This window comes from Streptomyces sp. HUAS 31, assembly GCF_028198125.1.
Lineage (GTDB): Bacteria > Actinomycetota > Actinomycetes > Streptomycetales > Streptomycetaceae > Streptomyces > Streptomyces chartreusis.
Genome location: NZ_CP116353.1, coordinates 7,491,851 through 7,509,824, shown reverse-complemented (window position 1 = coordinate 7,509,824; position 17,974 = coordinate 7,491,851). Strand labels below are relative to the sequence as shown.

At 73.4% G+C, this 17,974-nt stretch carries 13 protein-coding genes; 4 read left to right on the top strand and 9 right to left on the bottom strand.

Going from position 1 to position 17,974, the window contains the following annotated elements:
• Window positions 1–45: 45 nt before the first annotated feature.
• Window positions 46–2,196 carry a glycogen debranching protein GlgX gene (glgX, locus tag PGH47_RS33315; protein WP_271666460.1) on the top strand — a complete coding sequence of 717 codons (2,151 nt, stop codon included), beginning with the start codon at window positions 46–48 and terminating at the stop codon, window positions 2,194–2,196.
• Here glgX and PGH47_RS33310 read toward each other — a convergent pair.
• Window positions 2,193–3,515 carry an MFS transporter gene (locus PGH47_RS33310; RefSeq protein ID WP_271666459.1) on the bottom strand — a complete coding sequence of 441 codons (1,323 nt, stop codon included), beginning with the start codon at window positions 3,513–3,515 and terminating at the stop codon, window positions 2,193–2,195. The two genes, glgX and PGH47_RS33310, sit on opposite strands and share 4 nt — an antisense overlap.
• A gap of 81 nt (window positions 3,516–3,596) precedes the next feature.
• On the opposite strand from PGH47_RS33310, the gene treY reads away from it, so the two are divergent.
• The gene (gene treY, locus PGH47_RS33305) at window positions 3,597–5,960 is read left to right on the top strand and encodes a malto-oligosyltrehalose synthase (protein ID WP_271666458.1); all 2,364 of its coding nucleotides are present in this window, start codon (window positions 3,597–3,599) and stop codon (window positions 5,958–5,960) included.
• A 425-nt stretch (window positions 5,961–6,385) separates the two neighbouring features.
• Window positions 6,386–7,636, top strand: coding sequence for a M14 family zinc carboxypeptidase (locus PGH47_RS33300; protein ID WP_271668208.1), 1,251 nt, complete (start codon window positions 6,386–6,388; stop codon window positions 7,634–7,636).
• 37 nt (window positions 7,637–7,673) lie between these two features.
• Here the strand turns inward: PGH47_RS33300 and PGH47_RS33295 are convergent, their stop codons facing one another.
• The 3 genes from PGH47_RS33295 to PGH47_RS33285 all read right to left on the bottom strand — a co-directional run bounded on the left by PGH47_RS33295 (window position 7,674) and on the right by PGH47_RS33285 (window position 10,148).
• A complete protein-coding gene (locus PGH47_RS33295; protein WP_271666457.1) occupies window positions 7,674–8,090 on the bottom strand; it encodes an SSI family serine proteinase inhibitor in 417 nt (138 codons plus the stop codon).
• A complete protein-coding gene (locus tag PGH47_RS33290) occupies window positions 8,087–9,457 on the bottom strand; it encodes a M14 family zinc carboxypeptidase (RefSeq protein ID WP_271666456.1) in 1,371 nt (456 codons plus the stop codon). Before PGH47_RS33290 ends, PGH47_RS33295 begins: the two co-directional genes overlap by 4 nt.
• A 139-nt stretch (window positions 9,458–9,596) precedes the next feature.
• Window positions 9,597–10,148, bottom strand: a complete 552-nt coding sequence (locus PGH47_RS33285) for an FHA domain-containing protein (RefSeq protein ID WP_271666455.1) — start codon at window positions 10,146–10,148, stop codon at window positions 9,597–9,599.
• A gap of 184 nt (window positions 10,149–10,332) precedes the next feature.
• Here PGH47_RS33285 and treZ point away from each other — a divergent pair, with 184 nt between their 5' ends.
• A complete protein-coding gene (treZ, locus tag PGH47_RS33280; RefSeq protein WP_271666454.1) occupies window positions 10,333–12,078 on the top strand; it encodes a malto-oligosyltrehalose trehalohydrolase in 1,746 nt (581 codons plus the stop codon).
• Window positions 12,079–12,112: 34 nt separating this feature from the next.
• Here treZ and PGH47_RS33275 read toward each other — a convergent pair whose 3' ends face one another.
• The 5 genes from PGH47_RS33275 to phsA all read right to left on the bottom strand — a co-directional run bounded on the left by PGH47_RS33275 (window position 12,113) and on the right by phsA (window position 17,843).
• Window positions 12,113–13,051, bottom strand: a complete 939-nt coding sequence (locus tag PGH47_RS33275) for an aminoglycoside phosphotransferase family protein (protein WP_271666453.1) — start codon at window positions 13,049–13,051, stop codon at window positions 12,113–12,115.
• Window positions 13,052–13,112: 61 nt separating this feature from the next.
• A complete protein-coding gene (locus PGH47_RS33270) occupies window positions 13,113–14,240 on the bottom strand; it encodes an aminopeptidase P family protein (protein WP_271666452.1) in 1,128 nt (375 codons plus the stop codon).
• Between the two features lie 107 nt (window positions 14,241–14,347).
• A complete protein-coding gene (locus tag PGH47_RS33265) occupies window positions 14,348–14,968 on the bottom strand; it encodes a LysE family translocator (protein ID WP_271666451.1) in 621 nt (206 codons plus the stop codon).
• An 80-nt stretch (window positions 14,969–15,048) separates the two neighbouring features.
• The gene (locus tag PGH47_RS33260) at window positions 15,049–15,633 is read right to left on the bottom strand and encodes a PDZ domain-containing protein (RefSeq protein ID WP_271666450.1); all 585 of its coding nucleotides are present in this window, start codon (window positions 15,631–15,633) and stop codon (window positions 15,049–15,051) included.
• 320 nt (window positions 15,634–15,953) lie between these two features.
• Entirely contained in the window at window positions 15,954–17,843 is a 1,890-nt protein-coding gene (gene phsA, locus PGH47_RS33255) for an O-aminophenol oxidase PhsA (RefSeq protein ID WP_435887852.1), read from the bottom strand.
• Between the last annotated feature and the right edge of the window lie 131 nt (window positions 17,844–17,974).

Below are 17,974 nucleotides of genomic sequence, written 5' to 3'. Positions count from 1 at the left end.
TCAAGGCGCCCCCTGTGGCGCGCGCCAGCTGAAAGAGTCGTGTCCATGCAGGTCTGGCCTGGAGAGGCATATCCACTCGGTGCCACCTACGACGGCGCCGGCACGAATTTCGCGGTCTTCACGGAGGCCGCGGACCGAGTAGAGCTGTGTCTGCTGCACGACGACGGCTCGGAGACGGCGGTGGAACTGCGGGAGAGCGACGCCTTCGTACGGCACGCGTACGTGCCGGGCGTCATGCCTGGACAGCGGTACGGCTTCCGGGTGCACGGCCCGTACGCCCCGGAGCGGGGTCTGCGCTGCAACTCCGCGAAGCTGCTGCTGGACCCGTACGCCAAGGCGATCAGCGGCTCGATCCGCTGGGGCGAGGAGGTGTACGGCTACCACTTCGACGAACCCGACCGGCGCAACGACCTGGACTCGGCGCCGCACACGATGTCGTCGGTCGTGGTCAACCCGTACTTCGACTGGGGCGACGACCGCCGCCCGCGCACCGAGTACCACCACACGGTGATCTACGAGGCCCATGTGAAGGGCCTGACGATGCGTCACCCGGGGCTGCCCGAGGAGCTGCGCGGCACCTACGCCGCCCTCGCCCACCCGGCGGTCATCGAGCACCTCACCCAGCTGGGCGTGACGGCGCTGGAGCTGATGCCGGTCCACCAGTTCGTCAACGACCACCGCCTGGTCGACATGGGCCTGAACAACTACTGGGGCTACAACACCCTCGGCTTCTTCGCCCCGCACAACGCGTACGCCTCCTGGGGCGACCGCGGCCAGCAGGTCCTGGAGTTCAAGTCGGCGGTGCGCGCCCTGCACGAGGCCGGCATCGAGGTGATCCTCGACGTGGTCTACAACCACACCGCCGAGGGCAATCACCTGGGCCCCACGCTGTCCTTCCGGGGCCTGGACAACCCGCAGTACTACCGGCTCACGGACGACCCGCGCTACTACATGGACACCACCGGGACCGGGAACTCGCTGCTGATGCGGTCCCCGCACGTGCTCCAGCTGATCATGGACTCGCTGCGCTACTGGGTCACCGAGATGCATGTCGACGGCTTCCGCTTCGACCTCGCGGCGACGCTGGCCCGGCAGTTCCACGAGGTGGACCGGCTGTCGTCGTTCTTCGACCTGGTGCAGCAGGACCCGATCGTCTCCCAGGTGAAGCTGATCGCCGAGCCGTGGGACGTGGGCGAGGGCGGCTACCAGGTGGGCAACTTCCCGCCGCTGTGGACCGAGTGGAACGGCAAGTACCGCGACACCGTACGGGACCTGTGGCGCGGCGAGCCGCGCGCGCTCGCGGAGTTCGCGTCCCGGCTGACCGGCTCCTCCGACCTGTACCAGGACGACGGGCGGCGCCCGCTGGCCTCCATCAACTTCGTGACCTGCCACGACGGGTTCACACTGCACGACCTCGTCTCCTACAACGACAAGCACAACCACGCCAACGGCGAGGACAACCGCGACGGCGAGAGCCACAACCGGTCCTGGAACTGCGGCGCCGAGGGCGAGACCGACGACTCCGCGGTCCTCGAACTGCGCGCCCGCCAGATGCGCAACTTCGTCGCGACGCTGATGCTGTCCCAGGGCGTGCCGATGATCAGCCACGGCGACGAGTTCGCGCGTACGCAGCGCGGCAACAACAACGCGTACTGCCAGGACAGCGAGCTGGCGTGGGTGCGGTGGCCGCTGGACGGCGCCGACCCTGCGGGCGACGAAGGGACCGGGGAGGGGCTGTCCCGCGAGCTGCTCGACTTCACGCGCGCGATGGTGTGGCTGAGGCGGGACCATCCGGTCTTCCGCAGGCGGCGCTTCTTCCACGGGCGGCCGGTCGAGGGCACGCACGACGACCTCTCGGACATCGCCTGGTTCACTCCGCAGGGCAACGAGATGGCCCAGCGGGACTGGGACCGGGCGCAGGCGTCCGCGCTGACGGTGTTCCTCAACGGCAACGCGATCTCGGAGCCGGGCGCGCGCGGCGAGCGCATCGCGGACGACTCGTTCCTGCTGATGTTCAACGCCTCCCCGAAGACCCTCGACTTCGTCGTGCCGGTCAATCACGGCCGTCAGTGGCAGGTGGTCGTCGACACCGGCCGCGCGGACGGGGTGCCGCCGGAGACGGGAGCGAAGGTGGAGGGCGGGGACCGGCTGACGCTGGTGGACCGCAGCATGACGGTGTTGCAGCGGCCGGTCTAGAGCCTGTCCGACTCCTCGACGGTGCGTCCGTTGTACGACTCCGGGCGTGCCGTCAGCGCGATCAGGCAGGCGAGCGCCGCCGCGAGGCTCGCCGCTCCGAAGGCCGCCGCGGGGCCGTAGGACTCGGCGAGGCGGCCGGTGACGGCGAGCGCGAGAGCCTGCCCGCCGACCAGCGCGCTCGTCGCGAGCGCCATCGCCTCGGCGAGCCGCGCGGGCGGCACCACGCGCTCGGTGAGCCCGAAGACCGTGATGAGGTGCGGGGCGTAGGCGACGCCGAGGACGGTGACGGTGGCGTAGAGGGCGGGCAGGGCGTCGGTCCACAGCAGGGGCAGCGACAGCGCGCAGGCCGCCGCGGTGGCCGCTCGCCAGCGGGTGGTCAGCCCGACGCGGGCGGGCACCGCGGCCATGCAGAGTCCCGCGACCGCGCTCATCACTCCCATGGCGGCGTACACGAGCCCCGCCTGATCCGGCCGCCCGAGCCGCTCGGTGAGCGCGGTGATGCCGGCCTGGCAGGCACCGAACATGGCGCCCTGCAGGGCGAGGGCGGCTCGGAGGGAGTGGACGGCGCGAGGGGTGCGGGTCGGGGCGGGAGCTGTTGAGGCGGACCCGGAGCGGCGTTTCGCCGGGGCGCGCCGTTCCGCCGGTGCGCCTCCGTCCTGTCCGGGCCGGGTCGCCGCCGCCGTCCGGTGCAGTGCGAAGCCGGTGCCGCAGGTGGCGACCAGCACCGCCGCGCCGCCCAGGGCGTACGCCGGATGTGCCGTCACCGCAGCGAGGCCCACCAGGGCCGGCCCCAGGACGAACGAGATCTCGTCCAGGGTGCTCTCGAAGGACAGCGCGGCACCGACCGTGGCGTCACGGGCGCCGGCCCGGCGGGCGAGCGCGACCAGGCGGGCACGGGCCATCGGCCCGATCTGCGGCACCGTCGCCCCGGCGCAGGCCCCGAGCAGCGCCAGGAAGGGCGTCGCCAACCCCGCGAGCGCCCCGGCGACCAACCCGGCGATCGCGAGGGCGTTGGCGAGGGAGAAAACGAGGACGACCGCGCGTTGGCCGTGCCGGTCGGCGAGCCGGCCCACCAGCGGACCGCAGGCCACCTGGCCGACGGCCAGCGCACCGCCGGTCAGCCCCGCCACGGCCAGGGAACCGCTGGTCCGCGCGACCAGCAGCACGCTGCCGAACTGGATCGTGGCGGTCGGCAGCCGCGCCGGGAAGGACACCACCGGCAGCAGCGGCCCGGTCAGGCCGATCACCTCGCGGTAGGTCCCGAGACCTCCCGCGGTCCCCTTCCCGCCGCCCTGCGCCCACTTCCTCGTCGTCCGCATCGTCCGACGCTAGGCACGCGGGCGGGACCACGTGGAGGGGACGATGACACGAAGGGCGGCAGGGCGGGTACGTACGTTTCCATGACACCTGAGCGACCTGACCCGACGGTGCCGACCGCCACCTACCGGCTGCAGCTCCAGCCCGCGTTCCCGTTCGGGGCCGCCGCGGCGGCCGTGCCGTATCTGGCCTCGCTCGGCGTCTCCCATCTGCATCTGTCGCCCGTCCTGGAGGCGGTCCCGGGCTCGGGGCACGGCTACGACGTCGTGGACCACGCGCGCGTGCGCGAGGAACTCGGCGGCGAGGAGGGGCTGCGCGCGCTGGCCCGCACCGCGCGGGAGCACGGGCTCGGCCTGGTGGTGGACATCGTGCCGAACCACATGGCCATGTCCCCGCGGCACAACCGCGCCCTGTGGGAGGTGCTGCGCGAGGGCCCCAAGTCGCCGTACGCGCGCTGGTTCGACATCGACTGGGAGGCGCAGGGCGGCAAGGTGCTGCTGCCGGTGCTGGGACACCCCCTCGGCGAGGAACTGGACCGCCTGGAGGTCGACGGCGAGGTCCTGCGCTACTACGACCATGTCCTCCCGCTGCGCGAGGGCACCGCGGGACTGCCGCTGCCCGAGCTCCTGGACGCGCAGTTCTACCGCCCGGCATGGTGGCGGCTGGCCCGTACGGAGCTGAACTACCGGCGGTTCTTCAGCATCTCGGAGCTGATCGGGGTGCGGGTCGAGGAGCCGGAGGTGTTCGACGCCACGCACGCGAAGATCCTCCAGCTGCTGCACGAGGGCGTGATCGACGGGCTGCGCATCGACCACCCCGACGGCCTCGCCGACCCCGACGGCTACCTCCGGCAGCTGCACGAGGCGACCGGCGGACGCTGGACGGTCGTGGAGAAGATCCTGTCCGACGGCGAGCACCTGCCCGCCTCCTGGCCGGTCGCCGGCACCACCGGCTACGACGCCCTGCGGCACGTCGACGGCCTCTTCACCGACCCGGCCGGGTTCGGGGAACTCCTCGGCCTGTACCGCCGGTTCGCGGCCCCGCAGACGGACCGGGGCGGCGACTGGGCGGCGACGGTGCGGCGGGCGGCGTACAAGGTGCTCACGCACGAGCTGGCCACGGAGGTCGAACGGCTGACGCGGGTCGCGAGCCGCGTGTGCGCGACGTCCCCGGAGCCCGCGCTGCGCGACCGGGCGCCCTGGGCGCTGCGGACCGCGCTCCAGGAGCTCCTGGTCCGGCTGGAGGTGTACCGGCCCTACGCCTCCGGTGACGCGGCCCGAGTGGTCACCGAGGAGGCCGCCGCCGAGGCCCGGCTCGCGTTCGTCGTGCCCGAGGAGGCCGCGGCGGTCGACGTCGTGCGCGATCTGGTGCTCGGACGGGCCGGGGACGGGCCGGAGCAGCTGGAGTTCAGGACGCGGTTCGCGCAGACGGCGTCGGCGCTGCGGGCCAAGTCCGTGGAGGACACGGCGTTCTACCGCTATGTGCCGCTGCTGTCGGCGACCGAGGTGGGCGGGAACCCGGGGAGCCCCGCCGTCCCGCCGGAGGAGTTCCACGCGTACTGCGCGCGCGTGCAGCGCGACTGGCCCGCCACCGGCACGGTCGCCTCGACGCACGACACCAAGCGCAGCGCCGACGTACGGGCGGCGCTGGCCGTGCTCACCGAGTGCCCGCAGCGCTGGGCGGACGTCCTGGCGGAGGTGACCCGTGACGGCGAGGGCGTGCCGGACGCGCAACTGGCGTGGGCCGCCTGGCAGACGGTGTTCGGGCTGGGCGAGGCGGACGTGGGGCGGGTGCGGGAGGCGCTGCTGAAGCATGTGCGCGAGGCCGGGCTGTTCACCAGCTGGACGGAGCAGGAGCCGCCGTACGAGGAGGCGGTGGCGGCGTTCGTCGCGGCGGGCCCGTGCGGGGCGCCGGGCGAGCGTGTGGCGGCCTTCCGGAGCGCTCTGGAGCCGCACATCCGGGCGAACGTGCTCGGCACGGCCCTGACCCAGCTCACGATGCCGGGTGTCCCGGACGTCTACCAGGGCACCGAGGGCGAGTACCGGGCGCTGGTCGACCCGGACAACCGGCGGGCCGTGCACTTCCCGCACCAGGACCCGGGCGACAAGGGCGCGGTGACGGCGGCGGCACTGCGGCTGCGCGCGCGGCGCCCCGAGGTGTTCGGCGATTCGGCGTCGTACACACCGCTCACCGCCGACGGACCGGCCGCCGGGCACTGTGTGGCCTTCGTACGGTCCGGGGAGGTGCTCACCGCCGTGACGCGGCTGTCGCTGCGGCTGACGCGGTCCGGAGGCTGGCGCGAGACGCTGCTGCCGCTGCCGCCCGGGCGGTGGGCCGATGTGCTGGCCCCGGAGCGGGAGTTCACCGGGCACGCACGCGTGGAGGAGCTGTTCGGGCGGCTTCCGGTGGCGTTGCTGGAGCGGGTGGGTGACGCGTCGGCGGAGTGAGGAGTGCGGGGCGGCCGGTGGGCGCGCTGCGGCGTGGCCCGGCCGGCCGGTGCGCGCGCTGGGGGCACGGCGGAGCCGGCCGGTGCGCGCGCTCCGGGCGTGTACGGCTCTGCCGCGCGCCGCGGCTACCGCCCCGCGACCGGCTCGGAGCCGCGCACACTCCGGAGGCACGTATACGACGATCGGCGCATGGCGGCGAGCGGTGAAACGGCTCGCACGCCTGTGCGCCCGGCATCCATCGGCGCAGGCGGGCGCGGTGCGGTACCACGGCCGCACGGGCCGGTCACCCTCACCGGAGCCGCCCCTGCGGCCCTTTCGGCATTGAATGCAACTGGGCGCCCCCGGGAGGCTCCCCCGTCAACTCCTTGACACCTAAACCAGACCATGGGGTACTGCGGATGCGACGCAGGGCGGACATGACGGGGGTGAGTCTCCTGCCGGAGCTGCGCTACCCCTCCCTTGCCGAACTGGTGCTGTCCGCCCGCGCACTGGCCGCCCATCGACCCGCCCTGTGCACGCTGAGACAGGTGGGCGTCTCCCGGGCCGGCAGACCCCTCCATCTGCTGTCCGTCGGCCATGCCAGGCGCGCCGTCCTGGTGGTCGCGGGTGCGCACTCCAACGAACCCACGGGCGGCCCGACCCTGCTCGCCGTCGCCGAACGGGTGCTGCGCGAGCGGGAGTTGCGGGCCGACGTCTCCTGGCACTTCCTGCTGTGCGCGGATCCCGACGGGGCGAGCCTGCACGTCACCCCGGCCCCCCGCACCCTGTTCGACTACCACCGCGGCTTCTTCCGGCCCGCCGCGCCGGAGCAGCCCGAGTGGGCTCCGGCCGCGCTGCCGCCGGACCGGCTGCCGCCCGAGACCCGGGCGCTGACCCGGGTCATCGACGAGCTGCGGCCGTACCTCCAGGTGACCCTGCACGGCACCGATCTGGGCGGCAGCTGGGTGCAGCTGACCAAGGACGTCCCCGGGCTCGCGGAGCCGTTCGCGAAGTCCGCCGCCGAGCTGCACATCCCCGTGGAGACCGGCGCCTCGGACGCGGCGGGCTGGCCCGCCTCCGGGCCCGGGGTGCATGTGATGCCGGCGCCGGGCGCGGGCGCCGCGTACCCGAGCATGCCGGACGACGCGCGCAGCAGCACCTGGTACCACGTGCACCGCTACGGCGGCCTCACCGCGGTCGTCGAGGTGCCGATGTGGGCGAGCGACCTGGTGGACGATCCGGCGCCGCATCCGGACCCGGCAAGGGCGATGCGCCGGCTCGCGGCCCGGCTGCGGCGGGACGCGCTGGAGGTGGAGCGGGTGCTGGCCGAGGCGCTCCCCCGGCTGGACGGCGTCGACGGGCCCCTGTTCCGGGCCGCGAAGTGGGCGCTGGAGCTGGTGCCGGGGCTGGCCGCGGACTGGACGCACACGCCGCCCGCCGACGACACCATGGCGTACGTCGGGAGCGTGGACGCGTTCGGGCGCCGGCTGCCACTGCGGGCGGCGGCCATGCTGCTGCGGGTCCTTCAGGAGACCGACGATCGCGGGGCGGAGCGCCTGGAGCACCTGGTGGCCTCCTGGAGCGACTCCTTCGCCGAACGGTTCGGCGCCCGCTGGGTGCCCCTGGAGAACCAGGTCGAGCACCAGTCCCGCACGGTCGTCGCGGCGGCGCTGCACGCGCGCGGGCGAGCGGCCTGAACCGCGTCGCCGCACACGCGCGTGCAGCCGGACGGCGTCAGGCTTCGACGGCGAACACGGCCCCGGTCTGCGCCGCGAGACCGCACCCGTTGGAGAACGTCTCCCGGTAGTCGACCGGATGGCCGTCCCACTCCCCGCGCGCCTGGGCGGTCACCGGCGCGTAGATCATCGGGCAGAAGGCGTCCTTCTGCCGCAGCCTGCCGATGTCGCCGCCCACCCGGTCGAGGTCCGCGCAGGCCTCGGCCGCGTGCGCGTGACCCTGCGGCGGGTCGCACAGCAGCAGGTTGCCGGGCGTCGACGCGCCGTGGCGGCCGTCGCCGCGGGTGACCGTCACGAAGAGCCAGTTGCCGGAGTCGGAGTCCTGTGCCGTCGCCGGCGGCGTGATCACGCCGAGGGCGAGGGCGGCGGCTGCCGCGAGCAGACCGCCTCGTACCGCTGAGATGCTTCGCGTCATTCCCGGTGTATCGGCACGGCGGCACCGGCATTCCACCCCGCCTCACCCGAACGGGAGCACGCGGGCGCGTGGCGCCGGGCGAGTTCGAACGCGGCGAGCACCACCCGCGCCTGGTACTCCACCTGACGGGCGACCGGTATCCAGCGCGCCCCGCAGCCGTCGCGGTAGTCGTCGCACCACTCGTCGATGAGCCGGTCCAGCTCGGGCAGCGCCCCGGCCGGATCGCGCCCGGCGACCGTCACGAGCTGGTGCAGCAGCCCGGCGGTGCGCAGGGCGAGCCGCCGCCCGGCGATGCGCAGGGCCGCCAGGTGGGCGGTGCTCAGCGGAGGGAGGGCGTGTGCTCCGACGGGGTCCACGAAGTCGGGGTCCCAGGCGTCGGCCAGCCCTGGACAGACCAGTAAATAGTCGTCCACCGGTGCGAGCAGCCGGGCCGTCTCCGGTCCGGCCGGAAGGTGCGGCCGGATGCGATCCAGCAGCCGTTGCAGGACGCCGGTGTCATGGCGGAGGGTGTGGCTCACCATCCGCAGGACCGTTTCCTCATCTACCGGCCGCGCACCGTCCTCCACCGCGGCGACACCCCACATCGGCGCCTCGACGACCGCCGTGACCGTGCCGTGCCGGTGCGGATGGAACCAGGTCGACTCCACGGCCGCCTCGGTGATCGCGGCGGCCAGATCGCCCCGGCGGGGCCTCGGGATCCGGTAGACGGCGGGGCCGAGCTCCGGCCAGTACAGGGTGTCGTAGGGGCCGAGTTCGCGCGGGATGCCGAGGCGGGCCGCGGAGTGCGCGACGCGCTGGGCGAGGCCGGGCAGGTCGTGGGTGAGCTCGACGAAGCCGCCGCCGACGTCGACACCGTGCAGGGAGCACTGGAGGAAGGGCCGCAGTTCGTCCTGGAGGTCGAGCAGGGCGCGGGTCTCGGGCAGCGTGACGGCGGCCGCGCCCTCAGGCAGCCATTCGGGCTGTTCGAGGAAGCCCGGCCGGAAGAAGTGCCGGAAGTAGCCGCCCAGGGCGTACGGGCCGCGCAGCCAGCCCTCGTTGCGGCGCAGGCCGTCGGGGTCGAGGCACAGCAGCAGGTTCCAGGTGGCGTCGGCATCCTCGTGCAGGCGGGGGTCGGCGAGGACCCGTTCGGCCAGCCGGAGCACGGTGCCGCCGCCGACCGGTTCGTTGGCGTGCGGGCCGGCCACGACCAGGGCCTGGCGACTGCCGTGGCCGATGGACAGCAGCCACAGGGGCGTGCCGGCGCGGGAGGTGCCCACACGGCGCAACCGGGTGTCGCGGGGGCGGCGGGCGACGAGTGCGGCCGCCCGGGCGCCGAGCTCGTCGACGGTCGGGTAGCGGAGGAGTGGCGGCAGGGCACACCTCCACAAATGTGGTGCCGTCGGTTCACCTGGTGTGCATGGTGTACGCACAGTCAGTCACGACTTGTCGACTACGTCAACACCGCGAAAGGCAAAGGGACTTACCTCGACAGATCCGGTCGGGCGGTGGCACGGGCCGCCCGGCGGCTCAGTGCAGGGCCAGGCGGAACGACATCCGGCCGAAGCCGACCTGGTCGCCCTCGCGGACCATGACGGCCCCGATCACACGCCGGCCGTTGACCGTGGTGCCGTTGGTGGAGCCGAGGTCCCGCAGGATCCAGAAGCCGCCCTGGTGACTGAGTTCGGCGTGCACCCGGGACACCGTCTCGTGGGTCAGCCGCAGTCCGTTGGCGGGGTCACGGCCTATCCGCAGCGGATGGCCGCTCGTGGGGTGGGGCAGCAGCAGCTTGGGCAGCCGCTCGGCCTGCCAGGCCCGGCGCAGCCGTACGGTGAAGCCGGAGAGCGCCTCTACGGTGCCGAACACCACACGCGAGAGCCGGCTCTCGGAGGGCAGGTCGGCGGTGAGCACGGCGAGCTCGTCCGCGCGACGGGCCGCGAGGGCCAGTTCCATGCGACGCACGAACGTGTCGTGCGACAGCCGACCCATGGCGACGCCGTCACGGAGCACCTTCAGCGCCTGGTCGCGCTCCGCGTCGGAGAGCCGCGCGGGGTACGTGTTGAACTCGAATGACGACGTCACGGTGCTGATTGTCGGTCAGTGAACCCCGGGTGTCCAGAAAACGGGGAAACGACCGCCACGCGCGCGTGCCCGGCCCGGCAGCCGCGACACCCGCCGCAAAAGGGAAGATTCAAAAGCGGATTGATCTCGTTTGAAGCACCATGGACGGGCTACATCACGGTGAGCAGACGAAGGGGAACCGTCCGTGCAGTTCGAGGTGTGGGCACCGCAGGCCGACCGTGTGACGCTCCATTGCGAGGGCGCGACCAGCGCGTTGGAGCGCGATCCCGATCGCCCGGGATGGTGGTGGGGGGAGGCGGAGGCGCGGGACGGGACACGGTACGGCTTCGCGCTCGACGACGGCCCGGTGCTGCCGGATCCGCGCTCGCGCCGGCAACCGGACGGCCCGGACGGGCTGAGCGCGGTCGTCGACCACGGCATCCACTCATGGCGTACCGAGTGGGCGGGCAGGCCGCTGCCCGGCGCCGTGCTCTACGAGCTGCACGTGGGCACGTACACGCGCGAGGGCACGCTCGACCCGGCCGCCGAGCGGCTGGAGCACCTGGCCGAACTGGGCATCACCCACGTCGAGTTGATGCCGCTGAGCCCGTTCCCCGGGCGGCACGGCTGGGGGTACGAGGGCGTCTCGCTGTGGGCCGTGCACGAGCCGTACGGCGGCCCCGAGGCGCTCAAACGCTTCGTCGACCGGGCCCACGAGCTGGGCCTGGGCGTGGTCCTCGACGTGGTCCACAACCACTTCGGCCCGTCCGGGAATTATCTGCCCGTCTTCGGCCCCTACCTCACGGACACGCATCAGACGCCCTGGGGCGCGGCCGTCAACCTGGACGCGCCCGGCTCGGACGAGGTGCGCGCGTATCTCGTCCAGAGCGCGCTGGCCTGGCTGCGGGACTACCGGATCGACGGGCTGCGGCTGGACGCGGTGCACGCGCTGAAGGACACACGCGCGTGCCACTTCCTGGAGGAGCTGTCGACGGCCGTCGACGCGCTCGCCACCGACCTGGGCCGGCCGCTGTCGCTGATCGCCGAGTCGGATCTGAACGACCCCCGGCTCATCACCGCGCGCGAGACGGGCGGGCTCGGTCTGCACGCCCAGTGGAACGACGACTTCCACCACACCCTGCACGTGGCCCTGACCGGCGAGTCCCAGGGCTACTACGCCGACTTCGCGCGTGCCCCCATGGCGGGCCTCGCCAAGACCCTCACCGGCGGCTGGTTCCACGACGGCACGTACTCCAGCTTCCGGGGCCGCCGCCACGGCCGCCCCCTGGACCGTTCCCGCACGGCGGCGCACCGGCTCCTCGGATACGCCCAGACCCACGACCAGGTCGGCAACCGGGCCCAGGGCGACCGGCTCGCCGCGAGGGTCTCCCCCGGCCTGCTGGCCTGCGCGGCCACCCTCACGCTGACCGCGCCGTTCACGCCGATGCTGTTCATGGGCGAGGAGTGGGCGGCGGGCACGCCCTGGCAGTTCTTCACCGACCACACCGATCCGGAGCTCGCGGAGGCGGTACGGCGCGGCAGACGGCGGGAGTTCGCGGCGCACGGCTGGGCCGAGGAGGACGTGCCCGACCCGCAGGACCCGGCGACCCGGGAGCGCTCCTGCCTGGACTGGTCCGAGCTCGACGGCGAGCCCCACGCGCGCGTGCTGGCCTGGTACCGCCGCCTCATCGCCCTGCGCCACGAGCAGCCCGACCTCACCGACCCCGACCTCGCCGACACCAAGGTGGCCTACGACGAGCGGGAGCGGTGGCTCGCGTTCCGCCGCGGTGACGTACGCGTGGCGGTCAACCTCGCCAAGGAACCGGCGGCGATCCCGCTGGGGCCGCGCAAGGCGGACGTACTGGCGGCGTGGGAGCCGGTGGAGGCGCCGGGCGCGGACGGGGTGCTGCATGTGCCCGGTGAGTCGGGTGTGGTGCTGTTGCAGGGCTGACGGGCCCTGGGCGGAAGCAGCGCCGCGTCCCCGTCTAGAGCTCTTCGTCGTCCTCGCGGAACTCCGTCACGCGCTCCAGCAGGATCGTCTCCCAGGCGTGGTTCAGCTGTGCCCGTAGCTGGGTGAGGGGTTCCTCGCGCTTACCGGCGAGGCGGGCCGCGAGGTTGAGCACGGTGTCGCAGCGGGCCAGCCACAGGCCGCGCAGGCAGGGGCGGGCGCCGTAGCCGGCGAGGGTGGCGGCGCGCACGGCGGCCGGGGAGCCGAGGGCACGGGCGAGGCCCGCGATGTCCTCGGCGGGGTCGCCGAGGACGGTGTCGGCCCAGCCGAGGACGCCGCGCACCCGGCCGTCGGCGCTCACCACGAGGTGGTCGCCGGTGAGGGCGTGGTGGACGAGGACGGCGGTACCGGGCTGGGCGGCGAGCTGGACGGCGGCCGGCTGGGTGAGCTGACGCAGCCGTGCGGCGTCGAACTCGTCGGCGTCGGCCAGGCGCGCGGCGGCGCTCTCGGCGCCCCGGCGCAGGGCGTCCAGCGAGCGGGGCGCGCCCCGCGGCACGCCGAGCGTCTCGGCCTGCCGCACCGGGACCTCCCGCAGCCCCGTCAGCAGCCCCGCCAGGTCGGCCTCCCCGACCGCGGAGACGTCGCTCTCCGCGCCCGACCCGCCGGGGACCTTGGTGTCCAGGGTGTAGGTCAGTCCGGGCGCCCACTCGCCGTGCGCGACGCCCGTCGGCAGGGCGACCTGGACGTGCGGCCGGACGAGGTCGCGCAGGCGCAGCTCACGGCGCTGGCGGACGGCGGCGTCGCGGTCGCGGGCGAGGCGCAGCACATGGCGGGTGCCGACCCACCAGGTGGCGGGTTCGGCGCCCGGGGAGGCGGGCCGGACCTCGGGTCCCGCCGAGTCGTCCACGCCGTCCTTGAGCAGGGAACGGACCAGTCGGCGGACGGTGTCCGCGGTGGGTGTCGGTGCCTGGGTCATGGTCGCGCCGTTGTCGCTCGGGGGTCTACGGGGGCTCCTTGCGCCGGGACGGGTCGGCGGGTCAGTCGACCACGACCAGCTCGCGGGTCGTGTCGTTGAGGCGCCGGCCGCCGTCCTCGGTGACCGTCACGATGTCCTCGATCCGTACTCCGAAGCGGCCGGGCAGATAGACGCCCGGCTCCACGGAGAAGCACATGCCGGGCACGAGGGGCTGCTCCTCGCCCTCGATCATGTACGGCGGCTCGTGCGTGGTGACGCCGATGCCGTGCCCGGTGCGGTGGATGAAGTACTCGCCGTATCCGGCGTCGGCGATGACCGCGCGGGCGGCCCGGTCGACCTCCTGGCAGGCGACGCCGGGCCGCACCGCCCGGAAGCCGGCCTCCTGGGCCTCGCGGACCAGGTCGTGGACCCGGCGCTCCTCCTCGGTGGGTTCACCGACGTGGACCGTGCGGGAGGTGTCGGAGCCGTAGCCGTCCTTCAGGCCGCCGAAGTCGAGGACGACCATGTCGCCGTCCTCGATCAGCCGGTCGCCGACCTCGTGGTGCGGGTTGGCCCCGTTGGGCCCGGACGCGACGATCGTGAAGTCGACCTGGGAGTGGCCGAACCGGCGCAGCAGTGCGGCGAGGTCGGCGCCCACCTCGGACTCACGGCGGCCGCCGAAGCGCACCTTGCGGATCTCCTCGAACGCGGCGTCGGCGGCGGCCCCCGCGGCGGCCAGCAGCTGGAGCTCGGCGGCGTCCTTGACCGCGCGCAGCATCGGCAGGGCGTCGGTGAGGGAGGCGTACGAGGTGCCGGGCAGCGCCCGCTGGAGTGCCAGCAGATGCATCGCCCAGGCGTTGTCGCTGATGCCGAACCGGCCGCTCGCGTCGAGGAGGGCGGGGGTGGCGGCGTAGGGGTCCTTGCCGTCGGTCCAGTCGCGCAGGGTCAGACCGGGTGCGCCGGAGGCCTTCGCGGCGTCGGGGGCCTCCAGGGCGGGGACGACGAGCACGGGGTCCCGGCCGGGGACGAGGACCAGCAGGGTGAGCCGCTCGGTCTCGGCGGTGGGCGCGTAGCCGGTGAGCCACACCAGGTCCGGGCCGGGTGCCACCAGGAGCCCGGCGAGGCCGGCGTCGGCGGCCGCCCGCGCGGCGCGCTCCATACGGGTCCGGTAGTCGTCCGCGGTGAAGGGCGCGGGTGCGGTGCCGGTCATCCGGGCCTCCCTGGGCGCTGATAAGGACTACGGGCAGCATCCTGCCCGCACGCGAGGGACGGCGCGAGCCGGTCGGCGGGACTCGCGGAGGGCTGCTGCGGCACGGCTCAGCCCTCCAGGGCCATACGGACGCCGAGGAGCAGCAGCACTCCGCCGGAGACCTGCTCCAGGCGGCGGCGCACGCCCGCGCGGGACAGCACGGACTTCAGCCTGCCCACGAACCACACGTACAGGCCGTAGTAGCCGACCTCGTAGACCGCCCAGAGCGCGGCGAGGCCGACCATGGCCGGCAGGTGCGGGGCGCCCTCCGGGACGAACTGCGGCAGGAAGGACATCGCGAAGACGGCCGCCTTGGGGTTGGCGAGGTTGAGCAGCAGCCCGCCGCGGTAGGAGTGCCAGCCGCTCTTCGGCGCGCCTTCCCAGACGCCGTCGTCGGCGCCCTTGGCCCGGCGCGCCTGCCGCAGCGCCTGGATGCCGAAGCCGACGAGGACGACCGCGCCGACGACCCGCATCACGTCGTACGCCACCTCGGACGCGGTCAGCAGCGCGGTCAGGCCGAACGCGGCGACCACGCCCCAGATGAAGACGCCGGTCTCGTTGCCCAGCACGGTCAGGAAGCCGGAGCGCCTGCTGTGCAGCGACTGCTTGATGATCAGCACCGTGCTCGGGCCGGGCGAGGCGGCGATGAGGGTGCACGCCCCCAGGAAGGCGAGGAGAGTGGTCGGCATGGGGTCATCGTGGCCCTGCCGGCGCAGCGGGACCAGTGGTTTTCACGGACTCCCGGACGCGCGCGGGGGCGCTCAGGCGCTCAGGTGACGACGCCGGGCACCACCGTCAGCTGCTGGTGGCCGCCGCCGCGATGGCGCACCGTCAGGGTGACCCGGTCGCCCGGACGGGAGCGGGCGACGGCTCGCGCGAGGTCGGCGGCGGAGTCGAGGCGGGTCCTCCCGAACGCGAGGAGCACATCGCCCCTGACCAGGCCGGCCGAGTACCCGGGCCCGGGGACGTGCACGCCGACGACCTGGGCGCCCCGCCTGTCGTCCACGGCTTCCACGCCCAGGGTCGCGACGACGGCCGGGGACGGCGTGACGGACGGTGGGGTCGAGGACCCGGGGTGCGCGGAGGTGGCCGGGCTCGGGGGCGCGCCCGGCCGGACCTGCTTCTGAAGTTCGGCGAGTCGGCTCATGCCGATCACCGTGGCCCCGAGCGTGCCCAGTCCGACCCCGCTCAGGACCAGGACCGCCCCGGCCAGCAGGGCGCACAACAGGGTCGTGAGCCGTCGGCCCCGGCGCCGGGGCGCGGCATGCGGACGTCGCACTCCGGGTTCGGTCGTCTCGCTCTCGGCGGGGCCCTGACCAGGCATGGGCTTGGGTCGCAACACAGTCTGTTCCATCGGATCGCCTCCGGCTGGTGACTACCCTTCGCCCCGGCGCACAACGAGCCACGATCGAGTGAGACTGACCAGTGGTCAGGAACGGGAAGTCCCTTTACTCAGAGGTGTCAGGGGTTCGCAGGGTCAGGCCGTGGCCGGCCGCCCTTCCTGGCCACCCTGTTCCAGCCGGAGCTGTCCGGCGACGGCTCGCGCCCGCACCCGGTAGTGCGGGCGCTGGCGCGAGCCGCGGTCGAGCACGCGGCACGGGAGGCCGGCATGCGCGCGTGACGTGCGAAAGGGTCACGCGCGCGTGTGTGCTTCTGCCGGCTCGTCCCCTGCCGTCAGCCCGTGTGGCCCGCCCCGTGGCCCTCGTGGCCGCCGTGACCGGCGCCGTGGTCGAACTTCAGGGCCTCCGGCGGCATGACGACGAAGGGCCGCATCATGCCCATGTCCTCGTGTTCGAGGAGGTGGCAGTGGTACATGAAACGGCCGTACGCCCCGTCGAACTTGCCCATGACCCGCAGGATCTGGTTCCCCGGCACCCGGAAGACGTCCTTGTGGCCCAGCTCGTTGGGCGCCAGCGGGATCGTGGTGCCGGCGTCGTGGCGGATCGGGCTGCGGGTGCCGCCGATCGCCGGGTCGAAGCCGGAGACGTCGTAGGCGTCCCGGCCGAGCAGTTGGAAGTCCGCCAGGTGGATGTGCATGGGGTGGACGATCGGCGCGAGGTTGAGGAAGCTCCACTGCTCGTGGCTGCCCTCGGCGATGGTGAAGCCCAGGCCGTCGTTGAACGTCCGTGCCGTGCGCCGGTACGTCTTGGTCTTCCCGTCCGCTCCGGTGACCTGGATGACGCCCTCGGTGGGGACCTGGATGTCGCCCGGGTTGTGGACCTCGGTCATCTCCCAGATCTCCGGATGACCGCCGCCGCCCTTGGTGGCGGGCGGGGTGAGGACGATCAGCCGGTGGCCGTGCTCGATGTCGTGCGTGAGCCGGCGGAAGGAGCCGGAGAGCACCTCGGGCAGTTCGAAGGTGTCCGTCTCGCAGCTCTCGCGGACGCGGAACTCCATGACCGCCGGATAGCGCACGTCACCTGCCGGGTCGGAGACGCCGGGCGGCTGGTTGCGGCCCTTGTTGACCAGGCGGAGCCGCCGGCCCGCGAGGCCGCGGAAGTCGACGAGCAGATCGAAGCGCTCGGCCGGCGCCGCGGTCAGCGTGGGCAGCGCGCCGTCGAAGTCGACCGGGACCGGACGCGGCAGCAGCCCGCCGTCGCTGCCGATCTGGTGGACGATTCCCGGGACCGGGTTGTCGTCCTCGTCGACCAGGACGAGGTCGTAGATCCGCGCGTTGGACGCGTTGACCAGCCGGAAGCGGTACCAGGCGTCATCCACGTCGGCGTACGGCCAGATGCGGCCGTTGACCGTGTTGTACGGGCCGCTGAACGGGATGGAGACCGGCTTGCCCGTCTCCGGGTTCTGCTGCTGGACGATCAGCGTCTTGTGCAGCAGCCGTCCGTTGAGCCGGCCGTCCTCGTCGGTGTCGAGGTTGCGGTCGGCGAGCAGCAGCGGGATCTCCCGCTCCCCGCACGGCAGATGGAGGGCGTCCTCCTCGTCGTCGCGGACGAGGTAGGTGCCGTACAGGCCCGTCATCACGTTCCACCGGGTGATGTTCATGGCGTGGTCGTGGTACCACCACTGGACCGCCTGGTGGTCGTTCGGGTACTCGGAGAGCTGGGCGTCTCCGAAGCCGACCGCGTTGTCCGCCCAGCCGTCGTTGCCGCCGCCCGTCTGGGCGCCGTGCAGATGGGTGACCGACCAGGCGGGCAGCGCGGCGACGTCCTTGTCGGGCTCGACGCCCTCGCGGCCGGGCTCGGTGGTGGACTGCGGTCGGCCGTCGGTGCGCAGCGGCACCTCCACCGAGGTGACCGGGTACTCGCTGTCCTTGGGAATGCGGTTGGTCCAGGCGATGCGGACGCGCTGTCCGCGCCGCACCTCGATGGTCGGGCCCGGCACCTGGCCGTCGTATCCCCACATCAGGGTCGGCGGCAGCTGCGGGTGCAGGCGCACCCAGGTCGGGCGTAATGCGATCTCGGTCTCGTGCAGGACGTCGTCGGAGGCCGGGCGCAGGACGGACGGGACGGGCAGCGGGGCCATGTACGGCGTGAGCTCGCCGGTGCCGAGCTGCTCCTCCTCCGGCTTCCTGTCGCTGTCCGTGAGCCTCTCGATGATGTCGGTCAAGGTCGAACACCCCCGTGTTCTCGTTGTCTGTTCCGCTCACCCCGGAAGACTCCCGCCGCACCGTCGAAGTTCCCTGAATATCCCGTTCCGGACGGAAAGTTTCGGAAACGGCATCCGGAGGCGGGAAGTCC